The organism is Streptomyces sp. NPDC047880 (genome assembly GCF_040706515.1).
Lineage (GTDB): Bacteria > Actinomycetota > Actinomycetes > Streptomycetales > Streptomycetaceae > Streptomyces.
Genome location: NZ_JBEZOK010000004.1, coordinates 75,845 through 91,781, shown reverse-complemented (window position 1 = coordinate 91,781; position 15,937 = coordinate 75,845). Strand labels below are relative to the sequence as shown.

The following is a 15,937-nucleotide window of genomic DNA, read 5'->3' as shown; positions in this document are numbered from 1 at the left end:
CGGAGATGGGGTCCATGAAGAGGACGCAGGAGTTCCTTACGGAGCTCGACGACGGTATGCTGCGCTACTTTCGGGAAATCGCCGATGTCATGGTCGACCGATTTGGTATTTCTCGAGCAGAGGCCGTGGCGCGTATCAATGACGCATACGAAGGATCAGAGATTGATCCCTATCCCGACCTCATGTGCCACGAGGAGCCGGAGTACTGGGCCTACGGGCTCTACTTCCAGGCCAGGAACGGGGTGATTCCTCATGGGGGCGAGGTTGCTGACGTTACGCAGTGGGAAAAGAGGCCGGCCCCTCCGAAGACTGCGCACGTGTGGACACTCGCTGAGTGAGATTGCCCCGCACCTGAAGAGTTGGCATTTCCTGCCGACGAGGGTGCCGCGGCTCCGGGGGTGAAGCGCCGCGCATCACCGGCGGGTGACAGGAGTGGTGTCTGCCGCCGACTTGCTGCTCGCCCGGCTGGACGCCCGATTCCGCGCCGCCACCGTCCCGGACCCGGAGCGTCCACCCCGCCGCTGGGTGCGCCCGACGAAAGAGAGGCCGGACGAGGAACGCGGCGAGTGGTGGAGGCGCAAGCCGGACCGCCCCCGCCGATGTCCACCGCATGTGGCGCGTCGCCCACCTGCCCGCCATCCTGCGGCCGGGCTCCGACGCGCCCGAGTGGGGGAAGGCCGGCTACCGGGCCTACGACGCGGAGCTGGAGCGGATCCTCCGGGTGTGAGGCCCTGGTGGGAAGCGGGGCCGTGTGGCCTTGTGTTTGACCTGCGTCACCCCCGGGGTATTCTCTCCGGCTCGATTGGCGTCGCCCCTGCCCCATATGGCAGACTGTCGGAGTTGCTCGGTCGAGTGTTGATGCTGCGCGCCTCCCGCCGGGGGGACCGGAAGCGAGTCCCACAGTACTCGTCGCCCTAACTGCCACACGGCAGCACTGGGGCGGACGTACGGGAATCTTCCGGGAAGCGTCTGCGCGGCACCGGCCAGGCACCCGGTGGGCCTTCCGCCCCCGGCTCGCGGTTCCGGCAGGGCCGTGCGCAATCCCGCAGGGATGTTCGAACAAGGGGCATCTGTGTCAGCGAGAGTGCGACACGCCCGACCGCGTGGGTCGGAGGAACGAAGGCAGCAGAAGGAATCCACCGGGTTCCAGAGCGTAAGAGAGACAGGACTACTGAGTAGCCATGGCGGGACAGAAGATCCGCATCCGGCTCAAGGCCTACGACCACGAGGTCATCGACTCCTCGGCGAAGAAGATCGTCGAGACGGTGACCCGCACTGGTGCGTCGGTCGCGGGCCCGGTGCCGCTGCCCACTGAGAAGAACGTGTACTGCGTCATCAAGTCGCCGCACAAGTACAAGGACTCGCGCGAGCACTTCGAGATGCGCACGCACAAGCGCCTGATCGACATCCTCGACCCGACCCCCAAGACCGTTGACTCTCTGATGCGACTCGACCTCCCGGCCGGTGTCGACATCGAGATCAAGCTCTGAGGCCGGTGATCTGAACGATGGCTAAGCAGATCAAGGGCATCCTGGGCGAGAAGCTCGGCATGACGCAGGTGTGGGACGCGAACAACCGCGTCGTCCCGGTCACCGTCGTCAAGGCCGGCCCCAACGTCGTCACCCAGGTCCGTACGAACGACGTCGACGGCTACGAGTCCGTCCAGATCGCGTTCGGCGAGATCGACCCGCGCAAGGTGAACAAGCCCCTCAAGGGCCACTTCGCCAAGGCCGACGTCACTCCCCGCCGCCACCTCGTCGAGATCCGTACCGCTGACGCCAGCGAGTACACCCTCGGCCAGGAGATCACCGCCGAGGTGTTCGAGGCCGGCATCAAGGTCGACGTGACCGGCAAGAGCAAGGGCAAGGGCTTCGCCGGTGTCATGAAGCGTCACAACTTCAAGGGCCTCGGCGCCGGACACGGCACCCAGCGCAAGCACCGCTCCCCCGGTTCCATCGGTGGCTGCGCCACCCCGGGCCGTGTGTTCAAGGGCCTCCGCATGGCGGGTCGCATGGGCAACGAGCGGGTCACCACCCAGAACCTGACCGTCCACGCCGTTGACGCGGAGAAGGGTCTGCTGCTCATCAAGGGCGCGGTTCCCGGTCCGAACGGCGGCCTCGTCCTGGTCCGCACCGCGGCCAAGGGGGCCTGAGGTAACCGATGAGCACTGTTGACATCCTTTCGCCGGCGGGCGACAAGGCCGGTTCCGTCGAACTCCCCGCGGAGATCTTCGACGTCGAGAAGGTCAGCATCCCGCTGATCCACCAGGTCGTCGTCGCGCAGCTGGCCGCGGCCCGTCAGGGCACGCACAAGACCAAGACCCGTGGCGAGGTCCGCGGCGGTGGCAAGAAGCCGTACCGCCAGAAGGGCACCGGTCGCGCCCGTCAGGGTTCGACCCGCGCGCCGCAGTTCGCCGGTGGTGGCGTCGTGCACGGTCCCGTGCCGCGTGACTACTCGCAGCGGACCCCGAAGAAGATGAAGGCTGCCGCGCTGCGTCACGCCCTCACCGACCGGGCCCGCCACAACCGCATCCACGTCGTCTCCGGCGTCGTCGAGGGTGAGAACCCGTCGACGAAGGCCGCCAAGACGCTGTTCGGCAAGATCTCGGAGCGCAAGAACCTGCTCCTGGTCGTCGACCGCGCCGACGAGGCCGCGTGGCTGTCCGCCCGCAACCTGCCCCAGGTCCACATCCTGGAGCCGGGCCAGCTGAACACGTACGACGTTCTCGTCTCGGACGACGTGGTCTTCACCAAGGCCGCCTTCGAGTCCTTCGTGTCCGGCCCGAAGGCCAATGACACCGAAGGGAGCGAGGTCTGATGGCCATCCGTCACCCCGCAATCGCCTCCAAGGCCGCGAAGAAGGCCAAGGCCGCTCGCGTCGCCAAGGCGCGCCGCCACGCCGCCGAGGGCAAGAACACCGTCGAGACCCCGCTGAGCAAGTCCTTCACGGACCCCCGTGACGTGCTGCTCAAGCCGGTCGTCTCCGAGAAGAGCTACGCGCTCCTCGACGAGGGCAAGTACACGTTCATCGTGGACCCGAGCGCCAACAAGACCCAGATCAAGCAGGCCGTCCAGGCGGTCTTCTCGGTCAAGGTCACCGGGGTCAACACGATCAACCGCCAGGGCAAGCGCAAGCGGACCCGCACCGGCTTCGGCCAGCGCGCGTCCACCAAGCGCGCGATCGTGACCCTCGCTGAGGGCGACCGTATCGACATCTTCGGCGGTCCGACCGCCTGAGGGCGGTCCGGATCGTCCGATATCGGACGAGGACTGAGAAATGGGAATCCGCAAGTACAAGCCGACTACGCCGGGCCGTCGCGGCTCCAGCGTCGCCGACTTCGTCGAGGTCACGCGGTCCACGCCGGAGAAGTCGTTGGTCCGCCCCCTGCACAGCAAGGGTGGCCGTAACAACTCCGGTCGTGTGACCGTCCGCCACCAGGGCGGTGGCCACAAGCGCGCCTACCGCGTGATCGACTTCCGTCGTCACGACAAGGACGGCGTGCCGGCGAAGGTCGCGCACATCGAGTACGACCCCAACCGCACCGCGCGCATCGCGCTCCTGCACTACGCGGACGGCGAGAAGCGCTACATCCTCGCGCCGCGTGGCCTGAGCCAGGGCGACCGCGTCGAGAACGGTCCCGGGGCCGACATCAAGCCGGGCAACAACCTTGCCCTGCGCAACATCCCGGTCGGTACCACGCTGCACGCCATCGAGCTGCGTCCGGGCGGCGGCGCCAAGTTCGCCCGCTCCGCCGGCGCCTCGGTGCAGCTGCTCGCGAAGGAGGGCCAGATGGCCCACCTGCGCATGCCGTCCGGTGAGATCCGCCTGGTCGACGTCCGCTGCCGCGCCACCGTCGGCGAGGTCGGCAACGCCGAGCAGAGCAACATCAACTGGGGTAAGGCGGGCCGTAAGCGCTGGCTGGGCGTCCGCCCGACCGTGCGTGGTGTGGTCATGAACCCGGTGGACCACCCGCACGGTGGTGGTGAGGGCCGTACCTCCGGTGGTCGCCACCCGGTGTCCCCGTGGGGCAAGAAGGAAGGCCGTACTCGTTCGCCCAAGAAGGCGTCGAACAAGTACATCGTCCGCCGCCGCAAGACGAACAAGAAGCGCTAAGGACGGGTTGAGATGCCTCGTAGCTTGAAGAAGGGGCCCTTCGTCGACGACCACCTGATGAAGAAGGTGGACGCCCAGAACGAAGCCGGCACCAAGAACGTCATCAAGACCTGGTCCCGTCGCTCGATGATCGTGCCGGCCATGCTCGGCCACACGCTCGCGGTGCACAACGGCAAGACCCACATTCCGGTGTTCGTCACCGAGTCGATGGTCGGCCACAAGCTCGGCGAGTTCTCGCCGACGCGCACCTTCCGGGGTCACGTCAAGGACGACCGGAAGTCGAAGCGCCGCTAAGCGCGGGGTGGAATGACCATGACAGACACTGGAAGGACAACCATGGAAGCCAGGGCCCAGGCGCGGTACATCCGCGTCACGCCCATGAAGGCCCGCCGCGTGGTGGACCTCATCCGTGGCCTCGACGCCACGGAGGCTCAGGCGGTCCTGCGTTTCGCCCCGCAGGCCGCGAGCCAGCCGGTCGGCAAGGTGCTGGACAGCGCCATCGCCAACGCCGCGCACAACTACGACCACACCGATGTCGACAGCCTCTTCGTCTCCGAGGCCTACGTCGACGAGGGCCCGACCCTGAAGCGGTTCCGTCCGCGCGCCCAGGGCCGTGCCTACCGGATCCGCAAGCGGACCAGCCACATCACCGTGGTCGTCAGCAGCAAGGAAGGAACCCGGTAATGGGCCAGAAGGTAAACCCGCACGGGTTCCGGCTCGGTGTCACGACCGACTTCAAGTCGCGTTGGTACGCCGACAAGCTGTACAAGGACTACGTCAAGGAAGACGTCGCCATCCGTCGGATGATGACGTCCGGCATGGAGCGCGCCGGCATCTCCAAGGTCGAGATCGAGCGCACCCGTGACCGCGTGCGTGTGGACATCCACACCGCTCGTCCGGGCATCGTCATCGGCCGCCGTGGCGCCGAGGCCGACCGCATCCGCGGTGACCTCGAGAAGCTCACGGGCAAGCAGGTCCAGCTGAACATCCTCGAGGTCAAGAACCCCGAGACCGACGCTCAGCTGGTTGCCCAGGCCGTCGCCGAGCAGCTCTCCTCCCGCGTCTCCTTCCGCCGCGCCATGCGTAAGAGCATGCAGTCGGCGATGAAGGCCGGCGCCAAGGGCATCAAGATCCAGTGCGGTGGCCGCCTCGGTGGCGCCGAGATGTCCCGCTCGGAGTTCTACCGCGAGGGCCGCGTGCCCCTGCACACGCTCCGCGCGAACGTGGACTACGGCTTCTTCGAGGCCAAGACGACCTTCGGCCGCATCGGCGTGAAGGTCTGGATCTACAAGGGCGACGTCAAGAACATCGCCGAGGTCCGCGCCGAGAACGCCGCTGCCCGTGCGGGTAACCGCCCGGCCCGCGGCGGTGCCGACCGCCCGGCCCGTGGTGGCCGCGGTGGCGAGCGGCGCGGTCGCAAGCCGCAGCAGGCTGCCGGCGCCGAGGCCCCCAAGGCCGAGGCTCCCGCGTCCGCCGCTCCGGCTGAGAGCACCGGAACGGAGGCCTGACCGTCATGCTGATCCCCCGTAGGGTCAAGCACCGCAAGCAGCACCACCCCAAGCGCAACGGCATGTCCAAGGGTGGCACGCAGGTCGCGTTCGGCGAGTACGGCATCCAGGCGCTGACCCCGGCGTACGTGACGAACCGCCAGATCGAGGCCGCCCGTATCGCCATGACCCGCCACATCAAGCGTGGCGGCAAGGTCTGGATCAACATCTACCCGGACCGCCCCCTCACCAAGAAGCCCGCCGAGACCCGCATGGGTTCCGGTAAGGGTTCTCCTGAGTGGTGGATCGCCAACGTCAAGCCCGGACGTGTGATGTTCGAGCTGTCGTACCCCAACGAGAAGATCGCGCGCGAGGCTCTGACCCGTGCGGCTCACAAGCTGCCGATGAAGTGCAAGATCGTCAAGCGCGAGGCAGGTGAAGCGTGATGTCGGCCGGTACCAAGGCGTCAGAGCTGCGCGAGCTGGGCAACGAGGAGCTCCTCAACAAGCTCCGCGAGGCCAAGGAAGAGCTGTTCAACCTCCGCTTCCAGGCGGCGACGGGTCAGCTCGAGAACCACGGCCGGCTCAAGGCCGTCCGTAAGGACATCGCGCGGATCTACACCCTGATGCGTGAGCGCGAGCTGGGCATCGAGACGGTGGAGAGCGCCTGATGAGCGAGAGCAACGTGACTGAAGAGACCAAGACGGACCGCGGTTTCCGCAAGACCCGCGAGGGCCTGGTCGTCAGCGACAAGATGGACAAGACCGTCGTCGTCGCCGTCGAGGACCGCGTCAAGCACGCGCTGTACGGCAAGGTCATCCGCCGTACGAACAAGCTCAAGGCCCACGACGAGCAGAACGCCGCGGGTGTCGGCGACCGCGTCCTCCTCATGGAGACCCGGCCGCTGTCCGCGACGAAGCGCTGGCGCGTCGTCGAGATCCTCGAGAAGGCCAAGTAATCCCACCTAGGGGGACCCCCTAGGAATCGTTCCGCCAGGCTCGGGGCGGTTGTGCGTGTGCGCGACCGCCCCGGGAACCGGCAGACAATCAGGAGATAGACGTGATCCAGCAGGAGTCGCGACTGCGTGTCGCCGACAACACTGGTGCGAAGGAGATCCTTTGCATCCGTGTGCTCGGTGGCTCCGGTCGCCGCTACGCGGGTATCGGTGACGTCATCGTCGCCACCGTCAAGGACGCGATCCCCGGTGGCAACGTGAAGAAGGGTGACGTCGTCAAGGCGGTCATCGTTCGCACCGTCAAGGAGCGCCGCCGTCCGGACGGCTCGTACATCCGCTTCGACGAGAACGCCGCTGTCATTCTCAAGAACGACGGCGACCCTCGTGGCACCCGTATCTTCGGCCCGGTGGGCCGTGAGCTGCGCGAGAAGAAGTTCATGAAGATCATCTCCCTCGCGCCGGAGGTGCTGTGAGCATGAAGATCAAGAAGGGCGACCTGGTCCAGGTCATCACCGGCAAGGACAAGGGCAAGCAGGGCAAGGTCATTGCCGCTTACCCGCGCGAGGAGCGCGTCCTGGTCGAGGGTGTCAACCGGGTCAAGAAGCACACCAAGGCCGGTCCGACGGCTCGCGGTTCGCAGGCCGGCGGCATCGTCACCACCGAGGCGCCGATCCACGTCTCCAACGTCCAGCTGGTCGTGGAGAAGGACGGCAACAAGGTCGTGACCCGCGTCGGTTACCGCTTCGACGACGAAGGCAACAAGATCCGCGTTGCCAAGCGGACGGGTGAGGACATCTGATGGCTACCACCACCACTCCGCGTCTGAAGCAGAAGTACCGTGAGGAGATCACGGGCAAGCTGCGTGACGAGTTCAAGTACGAGAACGTCATGCAGATCCCCGGTCTCGTCAAGATCGTGGTCAACATGGGTGTGGGCGACGCCGCCCGCGACTCCAAGCTGATCGAGGGCGCCATCCGCGACCTCACCACGATCACCGGTCAGAAGCCGGCCGTCACCAAGGCTCGCAAGTCCATCGCGCAGTTCAAGCTGCGTGAGGGCCAGCCGATCGGCGCCCACGTCACGCTTCGTGGCGACCGCATGTGGGAGTTCCTGGACCGCACCCTGTCGCTCGCGCTGCCGCGCATCCGCGACTTCCGCGGCCTGTCCCCCAAGCAGTTCGACGGCCGTGGCAACTACACCTTCGGTCTCACGGAGCAGGTCATGTTCCACGAGATCGACCAGGACAAGATCGACCGCACCCGGGGTATGGACATCACCGTGGTGACCACGGCGACCAACGACGCTGAGGGCCGCGCGCTCCTTCGTCACCTCGGCTTCCCCTTCAAGGAGGCGTGAGCGAGATGGCGAAGAAGGCTCTGATCGCTAAGGCTGCTCGCAAGCCCAAGTTCGGTGTGCGTGGCTACACCCGCTGCCAGCGCTGCGGCCGCCCGCACTCCGTGTACCGCAAGTTCGGTCTGTGCCGCGTGTGCCTTCGTGAGATGGCTCACCGTGGCGAGCTGCCGGGCGTGACCAAGAGCTCCTGGTAATCCCCCTAATAAGGGATTCGCAGGGCTCTCGGTAAGCACGTAAGGGTGGCAGGACGCCCGGCCCACATGCCTTAGGCTTGTGGGGTTGGGCGTCTGCCGCCGCCCTTTCGCTCGCGGACAGCTGTCCGCTCACTGCATGCTTACTACGCCGTAGGTCCACCGCGCCGCACCCGTCCCGTCTCGGATCGGGGAGAGGGATGGCGCACCAGGAAACCCCGGCGAGAGAGGCCGAAGGCCAATTCATGACCATGACTGATCCGATCGCAGACATGCTGACGCGTCTGCGGAACGCGAACTCGGCATACCACGACTCCGTGACGATGCCGGCGTCCAAGATCAAGTCGCACATCGCGGAGATCCTCCAGCAGGAGGGCTTCATCACGGGCTGGAAGGTCGAGGACGCCGAGGTCGGCAAGAACCTCGTCCTGGAGCTGAAGTTCGGCCCCAACCGTGAGCGCTCCATCGCGGGCATCAAGCGGATCTCGAAGCCCGGTCTCCGGGTGTACGCGAAGTCCACCAACCTGCCGAAGGTCCTGGGCGGCCTGGGCGTGGCGATCATCTCCACGTCCCACGGGCTCCTGACCGACAAGCAGGCGCAGAAGAAGGGCGTGGGTGGGGAAGTCCTCGCCTACGTCTGGTAATTCGGGAACGGAGGAGAGACAGCAATGTCGCGTATCGGCAAGCTCCCCATCCCGGTTCCCGCCGGCGTGGACGTCACCATCGACGGCCGTACGGTCGCGGTCAAGGGCCCCAAGGGCGAACTGACCCACACCGTCATCGCGCCGATCGACATCGCGAAGGCCGAGGACGGCACCCTTCAGGTGCTCCGGCCGAACGACGAGCGGCAGAGCAAGGCCCTGCACGGCCTGTCCCGCACGCTGGTGGCGAACATGATCACCGGTGTGACCCAGGGATACGTCAAGAAGCTCGAAATCAGCGGTGTCGGTTACCGTGTCGTGGCCAAGGGCTCCAACCTGGAGTTCTCCCTGGGCTACAGCCACCCGATCCTGGTCGAGGCCCCCGAGGGCATCACCTTCAAGGTGGAGTCCCCGACCCGCTTCTCGGTCGAGGGCATCGACAAGCAGAAGGTCGGCGAGGTTGCGGCCAACATCCGCAAGCTGCGCAAGCCCGACCCGTACAAGGCCAAGGGCGTCAAGTACGAGGGCGAAGTCATCCGCCGCAAGGTCGGAAAGGCGGGTAAGTAAGCCATGGCATACGGGCAGAAGATCCTTAAGGGCGACGCCTACAAGCGCGCCGCGATCAAGCGCCGCCACATCCGTATCCGTAAGCACATCAACGGTACGGCGGAGCGTCCGCGTCTGGTCGTTACCCGCTCGAACCGCCACATCGTGGCCCAGGTGATCGACGACATCAAGGGTCACACCCTGGCGTCGGCGTCCACCCTGGACAGCTCGATCCGCGGTGGCGAGGGCGACAAGTCCGCGCAGGCCAAGCAGGTCGGCGCCCTGGTCGCCGAGCGCGCCAAGGCCGCCGGTGTCGAGGCCGTCGTGTTCGACCGTGGTGGTAACCAGTACGCGGGGCGCATCGCCGCCCTGGCGGACGCCGCCCGCGAGGCCGGACTCAAGTTCTGAGTCGGTTCCGTAGCTAGCGGAAACAGAGAGAGGTAATTCCAATGGCTGGACCCCAGCGCCGCGGTGGCGGTGCCGGTGGCGGCGAGCGGCGGGACCGGAAGGGCCGTGACGGCGGCGCTGCTGCCGCCGAGAAGACCGCGTACGTTGAGCGCGTCGTCGCGATCAACCGCGTCGCCAAGGTTGTGAAGGGTGGTCGTCGCTTCAGCTTCACCGCGCTGGTCGTGGTGGGCGACGGTGACGGCACCGTGGGTGTCGGATACGGCAAGGCCAAGGAGGTGCCGGCCGCCATCGCCAAGGGCGTTGAGGAGGCCAAGAAGCACTTCTTCAAGGTCCCCCGCATCCAGGGCACCATCCCGCACCCCATCCAGGGTGAGAAGGCTGCCGGCGTCGTGCTCCTGAAGCCCGCGTCGCCCGGTACCGGTGTTATCGCCGGTGGTCCGGTGCGTGCCGTGCTCGAGTGCGCCGGTATCCACGACGTGCTGTCGAAGTCGCTCGGCTCCGACAACGCGATCAACATCGTGCACGCGACCGTGGAGGCCCTGAAGGGCCTGCAGCGTCCCGAGGAGATCGCGGCCCGCCGTGGTCTGCCCCTCGAGGACGTCGCCCCCGCGGCTCTCCTGCGTGCGCGTGCCGGGGCGGGTGCGTAATCATGGCGCAGCTCAAGATTACGCAGGTCAAGTCCTACATCGGCAGCAAGCAGAACCACCGTGACACCCTGCGTTCCCTTGGTCTCAAGGGCATCAACACGCAGGTCGTCAAGGAGGACCGCCCCGAGTTCCGCGGCATGGTGCACACCGTCCGCCACCTCGTGACGGTCGAGGAGGTCGACTGATCATGGCGGAGCAGAACCCGCTCAAGATCCACAACCTCCGTCCCGCCCCGGGCGCCAAGACCGCCAAGACCCGTGTCGGTCGTGGTGAGGCGTCGAAGGGTAAGACGGCCGGTCGTGGTACCAAGGGCACGAAGGCCCGTTACCAGGTTCCGGAGCGCTTCGAGGGTGGCCAGATGCCCCTCCACATGCGTCTTCCGAAGCTGAAGGGCTTCAAGAACCCGTTCAAGACCGAGTTCCAGGTCGTGAACCTCGACAAGCTGGCCGCGCTCTACCCCGAGGGTGGCGAGGTCACCGTCGAGGGTCTGGTGGCCAAGGGGGCCGTTCGCAAGAACAGCCTCGTCAAGGTCCTCGGCCAGGGCGAGATCTCCGTGGCGCTGCAGGTGACGGTCGACGCCGTCTCCGGCTCCGCCAAGGAGAAGATCACCGCCGCCGGCGGTTCTGTCACCGAGCTCGTCTGAACATCACAGGCGTCTCGATGACCTGAGCGATCCCGACCGGGGATACCCCACAAATGGGGTATCCCCGGTTGGTCGTTCCTAGGGCGGCAGTCTCGCCGGTAAGGTGGCCTGCACTGCCCACTTTTCACAGGGTGCTTCACTTCGGGCACTCTCAGCGGCAGTTGACCGTTATCCATGTCGTTGTTCTATTGGACTCTCAAGACGTCACCCTTGACGCAGTTGCGCGGGGGTCGCAGGAGGCACCGTGCTCACCGCGTTCGCCCGGGCGTTCAAGACGCCCGACCTGCGCAAGAAGCTGCTCTTCACGCTCGGCATCATCGTGGTCTACCGGGTCGGTACGCACATCCCGATCCCAGGCGTCGACTACCGGAACGTTCAGACCTGTATCGACAACGCCCAGGCCAACCAGGGCCTCTTCGGCCTGGTCAACATGTTCTCCGGCGGCGCGCTGCTGCAGATCACGATCTTCGCCCTGGGCATCATGCCGTACATCACGGCGAGCATCATCCTGCAGCTGCTGACCGTGGTGATCCCGCGCCTGGAAGCCCTGAAGAAGGAGGGCCAGGCCGGTACGGCGAAGATCACGCAGTACACCCGCTACCTGACGATCGCCCTCGCCATCCTTCAGGGCACCGGCCTCGTCGCCACCGCCCGCAGCGGTGCTCTTTTCCAGAACTGCCCGGTGGCCAGCCAGATCGTCCCGGACCAGTCGATCTTCGTCACCATCACCATGGTCATCACGATGACCGCCGGCACGGCGGCCGTGATGTGGCTCGGCGAGCTCATCACCGACCGCGGTATCGGCAACGGCATGTCGATCCTGATGTTCATCTCGATCGCCGCCACCTTCCCGTCCGCGCTGTGGGCCATCAAGAAGCAGGGCTCCCTGGCCGGCGGCTGGATCGAGTTCGGCACCGTGATCCTGGTCGGGCTCGTCATGGTCGGCCTGGTGGTCTTCGTCGAGCAGGCCCAGCGCCGCATCCCGGTGCAGTACGCCAAGCGCATGATCGGCCGCCGTTCCTACGGTGGCACGTCCACCTACATCCCGCTCAAGGTGAACCAGGCGGGTGTGATCCCCGTCATCTTCGCCTCGTCGCTGCTCTACATCCCGGCGCTGATCGCCCAGTTCGCCGGTGGCAAGTCCGAGTGGAAGACCTGGATCGAGCAACACTTCGTCAAGGGCGACCACCCGTACTACATCATTTCGTACTTCCTGCTGATCGTTTTCTTCGCGTTCTTCTATGTGGCGATCTCCTTCAACCCCGAGGAAGTCGCCGACAACATGAAGAAGTATGGTGGCTTCATCCCGGGCATCCGGGCTGGCCGACCGACCGCTGAGTACCTCTCGTACGTGCTCAACCGGATCACCTGGCCGGGTTCGCTGTACTTGGGCCTGATCGCTCTCGTGCCGACGATGGCGTTGGTTGGTTTTGGGGCGAACCAGAACTTCCCGTTCGGCGGGACCAGCATCCTGATCATCGTGGGTGTCGGTCTCGAGACCGTGAAGCAGATCGAGAGCCAGCTCCAGCAGCGCAATTACGAAGGGTTCCTCCGCTGATGCGTATCGTCCTCGTCGGGCCGCCGGGTGCCGGTAAGGGAACGCAGGCCGCGTTCCTGGCCAAGAACCTGTCGATCCCGCACATCTCCACGGGCGACCTGTTCCGGGCCAACATCAGCCGGCAGACGGAACTCGGCAAACTGGCGAAGTCCTACATGGACGCGGGCAATCTCGTGCCCGACGAGGTCACCATCGCCATGGCGAAGGACCGCATGGAGCAGCCGGACGCCGAGAACGGTTTCCTGCTGGACGGCTTCCCGCGCAACGTCTCCCAGGCCGAGGCGCTCGACGAGCTCCTCGAGACCGAGAGCATGCAGCTGGACGCGGTGCTGGACCTGGAGGTCCCGGAGGACGAGGTCGTCAAGCGGATCGCCGGCCGGCGTATCTGCCGCAACGACTCCTCGCACGTCTTCCACGTGACGTACAAGCAGCCCGCCAAGGAAGGCGTCTGCGACGTCTGCGGCGGCGAGCTGTACCAGCGGGACGACGACTCCGAGGAGACGGTCCGCACCCGGCTGGAGGTCTACCACACCCAGACCGAGCCGATCATCGACTACTACAAGGCCCAGGGCCTGGTGGTGACGATCTCGGCGCTCGGCAAGGTGGAGGACGTCACGACCCGCGCCATGGAGGCGCTGAAGCGTGGCGAGGACGGCAAGTAGTCGTCCGTACGCAGCTACGGCCGCGGTTCCCCTCGGGGAGCCGCGGCCGCTGTGTGGGTGGGGCCGGCGCTCGGCCCCGTATCGTTGAAGGCGTTCGTCGTCGTCGAAGGTCCAGAAAGGCCGTAGCTCCCATGGTGCAGATCAAGAGCCCCGAGCAGATCGCCAAGATGCGCGAGGCGGGGCTGGTCGTCGCGGCCATCCACAAGGCGACCCGTGAGGCGGCCGTGCCCGGGGCCACGACGAGGGATCTGGACCAGGTCGCGCGCAAGGTGCTCGCCGAACACAACGCCAAGCCGAACTTCCTCGGCTACGGCGGCTTCCCCGCGACGATCTGCACGTCCGTGAACGAGGTCGTCGTCCACGGCATCCCGTCCGACGAGGTCGTCCTCAAGGACGGCGACGTCATCTCCATCGACTGCGGCGCGATCATCGACGGCTGGCACGGCGACGCGGCCTTCACGGCCTTCGTCGGCTCCGGTCACGCTCCGGAGCTCGTCGAGCTCTCCCGGGTGACGGAGGAGTCGATGTGGGCCGGCATCGCCGCGATGAAGCAGGGCAACCGGCTCGTCGACGTCTCCCGGGCGATCGAGACGTACATCCGCCGCCAGCCCAAGCCGGGCGGCGGCAAGTACGGGATCATCGAGGACTACGGCGGCCACGGCATCGGTACCGAGATGCACATGGACCCGCACCTGCTGAACTACGTCGACCGGCGTCGTGGCAAGGGGCCGAAGCTGGTGCCCGGTTTCTGCCTGGCGATCGAGCCGATGGTGTCTCTGGGGACGCCGAAGACGGAGGTCCTCGAGGATGACTGGACGGTCATCACGACGGACGGTACGTGGTCGTCGCACTGGGAGCACTCGGTGGCGCTGACGGAGGAGGGTCCGCTCGTGCTGACGTCTCCCGACGGTGGGAAGGCGAAGCTCGCCGAGCTGGGTATCACCGCTGCGCCGGATCCGCTGGCCTGAGCGTCGCCTGCGGCTGCGGGCCGGTGGGGGTTCTTCGCGCAGTTCCCCGCGCCCCTTTCGGGGCGCTTAAGGAGCTCTCCGCCGGGGCAGACTTCCTCGATTCGTGTTTCTGAGGGGCCTGACGTAGACTGACTCGTCGGCTCTTGTGTACCCGCATGTCTGCATGCGCCCGCACAGAGTCGATCAAGGTAGTCGATTCGAAGGGCGAAGCGTGGCCAAGAAGCAAGGTGCCATCGAGATCGAGGGCACTGTCGTCGAGTCTCTTCCGAACGCCATGTTCAAGGTCGAGCTCCAGAACGGCCACCAGGTCCTGGCACACATCAGCGGCAAGATGCGCATGCACTACATCCGCATCCTCCCTGACGACCGGGTCGTGGTGGAGCTGTCTCCGTACGACCTGACCCGTGGCCGGATCGTCTACCGCTACAAGTAGATCTTGCCTGTGCCCCGCCGCCCTGGGTGGTGGGGCTGCCGGCACTGACCCGGAGAACCTCACACCCATGAAGGTCAAGCCGAGCGTCAAGAAGATCTGCGACAAGTGCAGGGTGATCCGCCGTCACGGTCGGGTCATGGTCATCTGCGACAACCCGCGCCACAAGCAGCGCCAGGGCTGACGCACGACCGATCCCTCTGCATCCATCGCAGAGATTCGCGCGACGCGAGCTGAATATGTTCATACGCAGGATCCAGGCGGACCCCGTTCGTCTGACACCCCCGGTTCGGAGGCTGGGGACCCAGTTCGTACCTGGTACGGCGGCTGGGAGTCGGTTCTGCGGAAGACCTCCGACAAGTAACTGGAGCCATTGAATGGCACGCGTTTCCGGTGTTGACATCCCGCGCGAAAAGCGCGTGGAGATCGCCCTCACCTACGTGTTCGGCATCGGCCGGACCCTCTCCCAGCAGACGCTGGCCGCCACCGGCGTGGACCCGAACACCCGTGTTCGGGACCTCTCCGAGGAGCAGCTGGTCGCGATCCGCGAGTACGTCGACAACAACATCAAGACCGAGGGTGACCTCCGTCGCGAGATCCAGGCCGACATCCGCCGCAAGGTCGAGATCGGTACCTACCAGGGTCTGCGTCACCGTCGTGGTCTGCCCGTCCGCGGTCAGCGCACCAGCACCAACGCTCGTACCCGCAAGGGTCCGCGTCGCGCCATCGCCGGCAAGAAGAAGCCGGGCAAGAAGTAGTCCACAGCGGACGCCTGTCCACGGTCTTCGCTGTAGGACCGACCACCTCCCGTAGGAGTTATAGATGCCCCCCAAGGGTCGTCAGGGCGCTGCCAAGAAGGTGCGCCGCAAGGAAAAGAAGAACGTCGCTCACGGCCACGCGCACATCAAGAGCACGTTCAACAACACGATCGTCTCGATCACGGACCCGTCCGGCAACGTGATCTCCTGGGCCTCCGCCGGCCACGTCGGCTTCAAGGGCTCCCGGAAGTCCACGCCGTTCGCCGCGCAGATGGCCGCCGAGTCGGCTGCCCGCCGCGCCCAGGAGCACGGCATGCGCAAGGTCGACGTGTTCGTGAAGGGCCCGGGTTCCGGTCGTGAGACCGCGATCCGCTCCCTGCAGGCCACGGGCCTCGAGGTCGGCTCCATCCAGGACGTCACCCCGACCCCGCACAACGGCTGCCGTCCGCCGAAGCGCCGCCGCGTCTGACGCGAGGCTGCTTCTCGCAGAGCGTGGTTCCGGGCGGTACGGCTCCGAAAAGGGCCGTATCGCCCGTACCCTTGCAGTACCCGCACTTTTCCCGGTGCGGTTTCCGTCG

At 66.2% G+C, this 15,937-nt stretch carries 29 protein-coding genes; all 29 read left to right on the top strand.

Annotated features, from left to right (window positions below; genetic code table 11):
• Positions 1 to 14: 14 nt before the first annotated feature.
• The 29 genes from AB0937_RS08235 to rpsK all read left to right on the top strand — a co-directional run bounded on the left by AB0937_RS08235 (position 15) and on the right by rpsK (position 15,828).
• Entirely contained in the window at positions 15 to 338 is a 324-nt protein-coding gene (locus AB0937_RS08235; RefSeq protein ID WP_366710337.1) for a hypothetical protein, read from the top strand.
• Between the two features lie 843 nt (positions 339 to 1,181).
• The gene (rpsJ, locus tag AB0937_RS08230) at positions 1,182 to 1,490 is read left to right on the top strand and encodes a 30S ribosomal protein S10 (RefSeq protein ID WP_003948644.1); all 309 of its coding nucleotides are present in this window, start codon (positions 1,182 to 1,184) and stop codon (positions 1,488 to 1,490) included.
• 17 nt (positions 1,491 to 1,507) lie between these two features.
• A complete protein-coding gene (gene rplC, locus AB0937_RS08225; RefSeq protein ID WP_033308969.1) occupies positions 1,508 to 2,152 on the top strand; it encodes a 50S ribosomal protein L3 in 645 nt (214 codons plus the stop codon).
• Positions 2,153 to 2,160: 8 nt separating this feature from the next.
• Positions 2,161 to 2,817: a 50S ribosomal protein L4 gene (rplD, locus tag AB0937_RS08220; protein WP_366710335.1), complete on the top strand. Its 657-nt coding sequence runs from the start codon at positions 2,161 to 2,163 to the stop codon at positions 2,815 to 2,817.
• Positions 2,817 to 3,236, top strand: a complete 420-nt coding sequence (gene rplW / locus AB0937_RS08215) for a 50S ribosomal protein L23 (RefSeq protein WP_010036733.1) — start codon at positions 2,817 to 2,819, stop codon at positions 3,234 to 3,236. Before rplD ends, rplW begins: the two co-directional genes overlap by 1 nt.
• 40 nt (positions 3,237 to 3,276) lie before the next feature.
• Positions 3,277 to 4,113 (top strand): 50S ribosomal protein L2, encoded by an 837-nt coding sequence (gene rplB / locus AB0937_RS08210; protein ID WP_006130778.1) that lies wholly within the window; start codon positions 3,277 to 3,279, stop codon positions 4,111 to 4,113.
• A 12-nt stretch (positions 4,114 to 4,125) separates the two neighbouring features.
• The gene (gene rpsS, locus AB0937_RS08205) at positions 4,126 to 4,407 is read left to right on the top strand and encodes a 30S ribosomal protein S19 (RefSeq protein WP_053759516.1); all 282 of its coding nucleotides are present in this window, start codon (positions 4,126 to 4,128) and stop codon (positions 4,405 to 4,407) included.
• A 42-nt stretch (positions 4,408 to 4,449) separates the two neighbouring features.
• Complete coding sequence (rplV, locus tag AB0937_RS08200; RefSeq protein ID WP_053674521.1) at positions 4,450 to 4,797, top strand: 50S ribosomal protein L22; 348 nt, start codon at positions 4,450 to 4,452, stop codon at positions 4,795 to 4,797.
• Complete coding sequence (rpsC, locus tag AB0937_RS08195; protein WP_086560684.1) at positions 4,797 to 5,621, top strand: 30S ribosomal protein S3; 825 nt, start codon at positions 4,797 to 4,799, stop codon at positions 5,619 to 5,621. Before rplV ends, rpsC begins: the two co-directional genes overlap by 1 nt.
• Before the next feature lie 5 nt (positions 5,622 to 5,626).
• The gene (gene rplP, locus AB0937_RS08190; protein WP_003992362.1) at positions 5,627 to 6,046 is read left to right on the top strand and encodes a 50S ribosomal protein L16; all 420 of its coding nucleotides are present in this window, start codon (positions 5,627 to 5,629) and stop codon (positions 6,044 to 6,046) included.
• Complete coding sequence (gene rpmC / locus AB0937_RS08185) at positions 6,046 to 6,270, top strand: 50S ribosomal protein L29 (protein ID WP_010036720.1); 225 nt, start codon at positions 6,046 to 6,048, stop codon at positions 6,268 to 6,270. The genes rplP and rpmC overlap by 1 nt, the downstream gene beginning before the upstream one ends.
• The gene (gene rpsQ, locus AB0937_RS08180; RefSeq protein WP_010036717.1) at positions 6,270 to 6,557 is read left to right on the top strand and encodes a 30S ribosomal protein S17; all 288 of its coding nucleotides are present in this window, start codon (positions 6,270 to 6,272) and stop codon (positions 6,555 to 6,557) included. Before rpmC ends, rpsQ begins: the two co-directional genes overlap by 1 nt.
• A 101-nt stretch (positions 6,558 to 6,658) precedes the next feature.
• On the top strand, positions 6,659 to 7,027 hold the full coding sequence (gene rplN, locus AB0937_RS08175) for a 50S ribosomal protein L14 (RefSeq protein ID WP_003998823.1): 369 nt from the start codon (positions 6,659 to 6,661) through the stop codon (positions 7,025 to 7,027).
• Positions 7,028 to 7,029: 2 nt separating this feature from the next.
• Entirely contained in the window at positions 7,030 to 7,353 is a 324-nt protein-coding gene (rplX, locus tag AB0937_RS08170; RefSeq protein WP_031477830.1) for a 50S ribosomal protein L24, read from the top strand.
• Positions 7,353 to 7,910: a 50S ribosomal protein L5 gene (gene rplE, locus AB0937_RS08165; protein WP_033308965.1), complete on the top strand. Its 558-nt coding sequence runs from the start codon at positions 7,353 to 7,355 to the stop codon at positions 7,908 to 7,910. Before rplX ends, rplE begins: the two co-directional genes overlap by 1 nt.
• A gap of 5 nt (positions 7,911 to 7,915) precedes the next feature.
• The gene (locus AB0937_RS08160; protein WP_003948630.1) at positions 7,916 to 8,101 is read left to right on the top strand and encodes a type Z 30S ribosomal protein S14; all 186 of its coding nucleotides are present in this window, start codon (positions 7,916 to 7,918) and stop codon (positions 8,099 to 8,101) included.
• 242 nt (positions 8,102 to 8,343) lie between these two features.
• Positions 8,344 to 8,742: a 30S ribosomal protein S8 gene (gene rpsH / locus AB0937_RS08155; RefSeq protein ID WP_030839654.1), complete on the top strand. Its 399-nt coding sequence runs from the start codon at positions 8,344 to 8,346 to the stop codon at positions 8,740 to 8,742.
• Positions 8,743 to 8,766: 24 nt separating this feature from the next.
• Positions 8,767 to 9,306 carry a 50S ribosomal protein L6 gene (gene rplF / locus AB0937_RS08150; RefSeq protein WP_003992368.1) on the top strand — a complete coding sequence of 180 codons (540 nt, stop codon included), beginning with the start codon at positions 8,767 to 8,769 and terminating at the stop codon, positions 9,304 to 9,306.
• A 3-nt stretch (positions 9,307 to 9,309) separates the two neighbouring features.
• Positions 9,310 to 9,693: a 50S ribosomal protein L18 gene (gene rplR, locus AB0937_RS08145; protein WP_003992369.1), complete on the top strand. Its 384-nt coding sequence runs from the start codon at positions 9,310 to 9,312 to the stop codon at positions 9,691 to 9,693.
• 41 nt (positions 9,694 to 9,734) lie between these two features.
• Complete coding sequence (gene rpsE / locus AB0937_RS08140) at positions 9,735 to 10,340, top strand: 30S ribosomal protein S5 (RefSeq protein ID WP_009190144.1); 606 nt, start codon at positions 9,735 to 9,737, stop codon at positions 10,338 to 10,340.
• A gap of 2 nt (positions 10,341 to 10,342) precedes the next feature.
• Positions 10,343 to 10,525 carry a 50S ribosomal protein L30 gene (gene rpmD / locus AB0937_RS08135; RefSeq protein ID WP_003974250.1) on the top strand — a complete coding sequence of 61 codons (183 nt, stop codon included), beginning with the start codon at positions 10,343 to 10,345 and terminating at the stop codon, positions 10,523 to 10,525.
• A gap of 2 nt (positions 10,526 to 10,527) precedes the next feature.
• Positions 10,528 to 10,983 carry a 50S ribosomal protein L15 gene (gene rplO / locus AB0937_RS08130; RefSeq protein ID WP_030839644.1) on the top strand — a complete coding sequence of 152 codons (456 nt, stop codon included), beginning with the start codon at positions 10,528 to 10,530 and terminating at the stop codon, positions 10,981 to 10,983.
• A 244-nt stretch (positions 10,984 to 11,227) separates the two neighbouring features.
• Positions 11,228 to 12,541 (top strand): preprotein translocase subunit SecY, encoded by a 1,314-nt coding sequence (gene secY, locus AB0937_RS08125; RefSeq protein WP_366710329.1) that lies wholly within the window; start codon positions 11,228 to 11,230, stop codon positions 12,539 to 12,541.
• Positions 12,541 to 13,203 carry an adenylate kinase gene (locus AB0937_RS08120; RefSeq protein ID WP_248506990.1) on the top strand — a complete coding sequence of 221 codons (663 nt, stop codon included), beginning with the start codon at positions 12,541 to 12,543 and terminating at the stop codon, positions 13,201 to 13,203. The genes secY and AB0937_RS08120 overlap by 1 nt, the downstream gene beginning before the upstream one ends.
• Positions 13,204 to 13,334: 131 nt before the next feature.
• Positions 13,335 to 14,171: a type I methionyl aminopeptidase gene (gene map, locus AB0937_RS08115; RefSeq protein ID WP_366710327.1), complete on the top strand. Its 837-nt coding sequence runs from the start codon at positions 13,335 to 13,337 to the stop codon at positions 14,169 to 14,171.
• Positions 14,172 to 14,382: 211 nt separating this feature from the next.
• Positions 14,383 to 14,604: a translation initiation factor IF-1 gene (gene infA, locus AB0937_RS08110; RefSeq protein WP_003948620.1), complete on the top strand. Its 222-nt coding sequence runs from the start codon at positions 14,383 to 14,385 to the stop codon at positions 14,602 to 14,604.
• 67 nt (positions 14,605 to 14,671) lie between these two features.
• Positions 14,672 to 14,785 (top strand): 50S ribosomal protein L36, encoded by a 114-nt coding sequence (gene rpmJ / locus AB0937_RS08105; protein WP_003974245.1) that lies wholly within the window; start codon positions 14,672 to 14,674, stop codon positions 14,783 to 14,785.
• A 193-nt stretch (positions 14,786 to 14,978) separates the two neighbouring features.
• Complete coding sequence (gene rpsM / locus AB0937_RS08100) at positions 14,979 to 15,359, top strand: 30S ribosomal protein S13 (protein WP_004984507.1); 381 nt, start codon at positions 14,979 to 14,981, stop codon at positions 15,357 to 15,359.
• 64 nt (positions 15,360 to 15,423) lie between these two features.
• Positions 15,424 to 15,828 carry a 30S ribosomal protein S11 gene (rpsK, locus tag AB0937_RS08095; protein WP_003956432.1) on the top strand — a complete coding sequence of 135 codons (405 nt, stop codon included), beginning with the start codon at positions 15,424 to 15,426 and terminating at the stop codon, positions 15,826 to 15,828.
• The last annotated feature ends 109 nt before the right edge of the window (positions 15,829 to 15,937 follow it).

Excerpts from the sequence above, each read along its gene's own strand:
- rplO (WP_030839644.1), top strand. The coding sequence starts at position 10,528 with ATGGCGGAGCAGAACCCGCTCAAGATCCACAACCTCCGTCCCGCCCCG.
- rpmD (WP_003974250.1), top strand. The coding sequence starts at position 10,343 with ATGGCGCAGCTCAAGATTACGCAGGTCAAGTCCTACATCGGCAGCAAG.
- rplC (WP_033308969.1), top strand. The coding sequence starts at position 1,508 with ATGGCTAAGCAGATCAAGGGCATCCTGGGCGAGAAGCTCGGCATGACG.
- rplF (WP_003992368.1), top strand. The coding sequence starts at position 8,767 with ATGTCGCGTATCGGCAAGCTCCCCATCCCGGTTCCCGCCGGCGTGGAC.
- rpsC (WP_086560684.1), top strand. The coding sequence starts at position 4,797 with ATGGGCCAGAAGGTAAACCCGCACGGGTTCCGGCTCGGTGTCACGACC.
- rplR (WP_003992369.1), top strand. The coding sequence starts at position 9,310 with ATGGCATACGGGCAGAAGATCCTTAAGGGCGACGCCTACAAGCGCGCC.
- rpsM (WP_004984507.1), top strand. The coding sequence starts at position 14,979 with ATGGCACGCGTTTCCGGTGTTGACATCCCGCGCGAAAAGCGCGTGGAG.
- rpsJ (WP_003948644.1), top strand. The coding sequence starts at position 1,182 with ATGGCGGGACAGAAGATCCGCATCCGGCTCAAGGCCTACGACCACGAG.
- rplP (WP_003992362.1), top strand. The coding sequence starts at position 5,627 with ATGCTGATCCCCCGTAGGGTCAAGCACCGCAAGCAGCACCACCCCAAG.
- rplD (WP_366710335.1), top strand. The coding sequence starts at position 2,161 with ATGAGCACTGTTGACATCCTTTCGCCGGCGGGCGACAAGGCCGGTTCC.
- rpsS (WP_053759516.1), top strand. The coding sequence starts at position 4,126 with ATGCCTCGTAGCTTGAAGAAGGGGCCCTTCGTCGACGACCACCTGATG.
- rpmC (WP_010036720.1), top strand. The coding sequence starts at position 6,046 with ATGTCGGCCGGTACCAAGGCGTCAGAGCTGCGCGAGCTGGGCAACGAG.
- rplW (WP_010036733.1), top strand. The coding sequence starts at position 2,817 with ATGGCCATCCGTCACCCCGCAATCGCCTCCAAGGCCGCGAAGAAGGCC.
- rplV (WP_053674521.1), top strand. The coding sequence starts at position 4,450 with ATGGAAGCCAGGGCCCAGGCGCGGTACATCCGCGTCACGCCCATGAAG.
- rpmJ (WP_003974245.1), top strand. The coding sequence starts at position 14,672 with ATGAAGGTCAAGCCGAGCGTCAAGAAGATCTGCGACAAGTGCAGGGTG.
- map (WP_366710327.1), top strand. The coding sequence starts at position 13,335 with ATGGTGCAGATCAAGAGCCCCGAGCAGATCGCCAAGATGCGCGAGGCG.
- rplE (WP_033308965.1), top strand. The coding sequence starts at position 7,353 with ATGGCTACCACCACCACTCCGCGTCTGAAGCAGAAGTACCGTGAGGAG.
- AB0937_RS08235 (WP_366710337.1), top strand. The coding sequence starts at position 15 with ATGAAGAGGACGCAGGAGTTCCTTACGGAGCTCGACGACGGTATGCTG.
- rpsQ (WP_010036717.1), top strand. The coding sequence starts at position 6,270 with ATGAGCGAGAGCAACGTGACTGAAGAGACCAAGACGGACCGCGGTTTC.
- rpsK (WP_003956432.1), top strand. The coding sequence starts at position 15,424 with ATGCCCCCCAAGGGTCGTCAGGGCGCTGCCAAGAAGGTGCGCCGCAAG.
- rpsH (WP_030839654.1), top strand. The coding sequence starts at position 8,344 with ATGACCATGACTGATCCGATCGCAGACATGCTGACGCGTCTGCGGAAC.
- rplB (WP_006130778.1), top strand. The coding sequence starts at position 3,277 with ATGGGAATCCGCAAGTACAAGCCGACTACGCCGGGCCGTCGCGGCTCC.
- rpsE (WP_009190144.1), top strand. The coding sequence starts at position 9,735 with ATGGCTGGACCCCAGCGCCGCGGTGGCGGTGCCGGTGGCGGCGAGCGG.
- rplX (WP_031477830.1), top strand. The coding sequence starts at position 7,030 with ATGAAGATCAAGAAGGGCGACCTGGTCCAGGTCATCACCGGCAAGGAC.
- AB0937_RS08120 (WP_248506990.1), top strand. The coding sequence starts at position 12,541 with ATGCGTATCGTCCTCGTCGGGCCGCCGGGTGCCGGTAAGGGAACGCAG.
- AB0937_RS08160 (WP_003948630.1), top strand. The coding sequence starts at position 7,916 with ATGGCGAAGAAGGCTCTGATCGCTAAGGCTGCTCGCAAGCCCAAGTTC.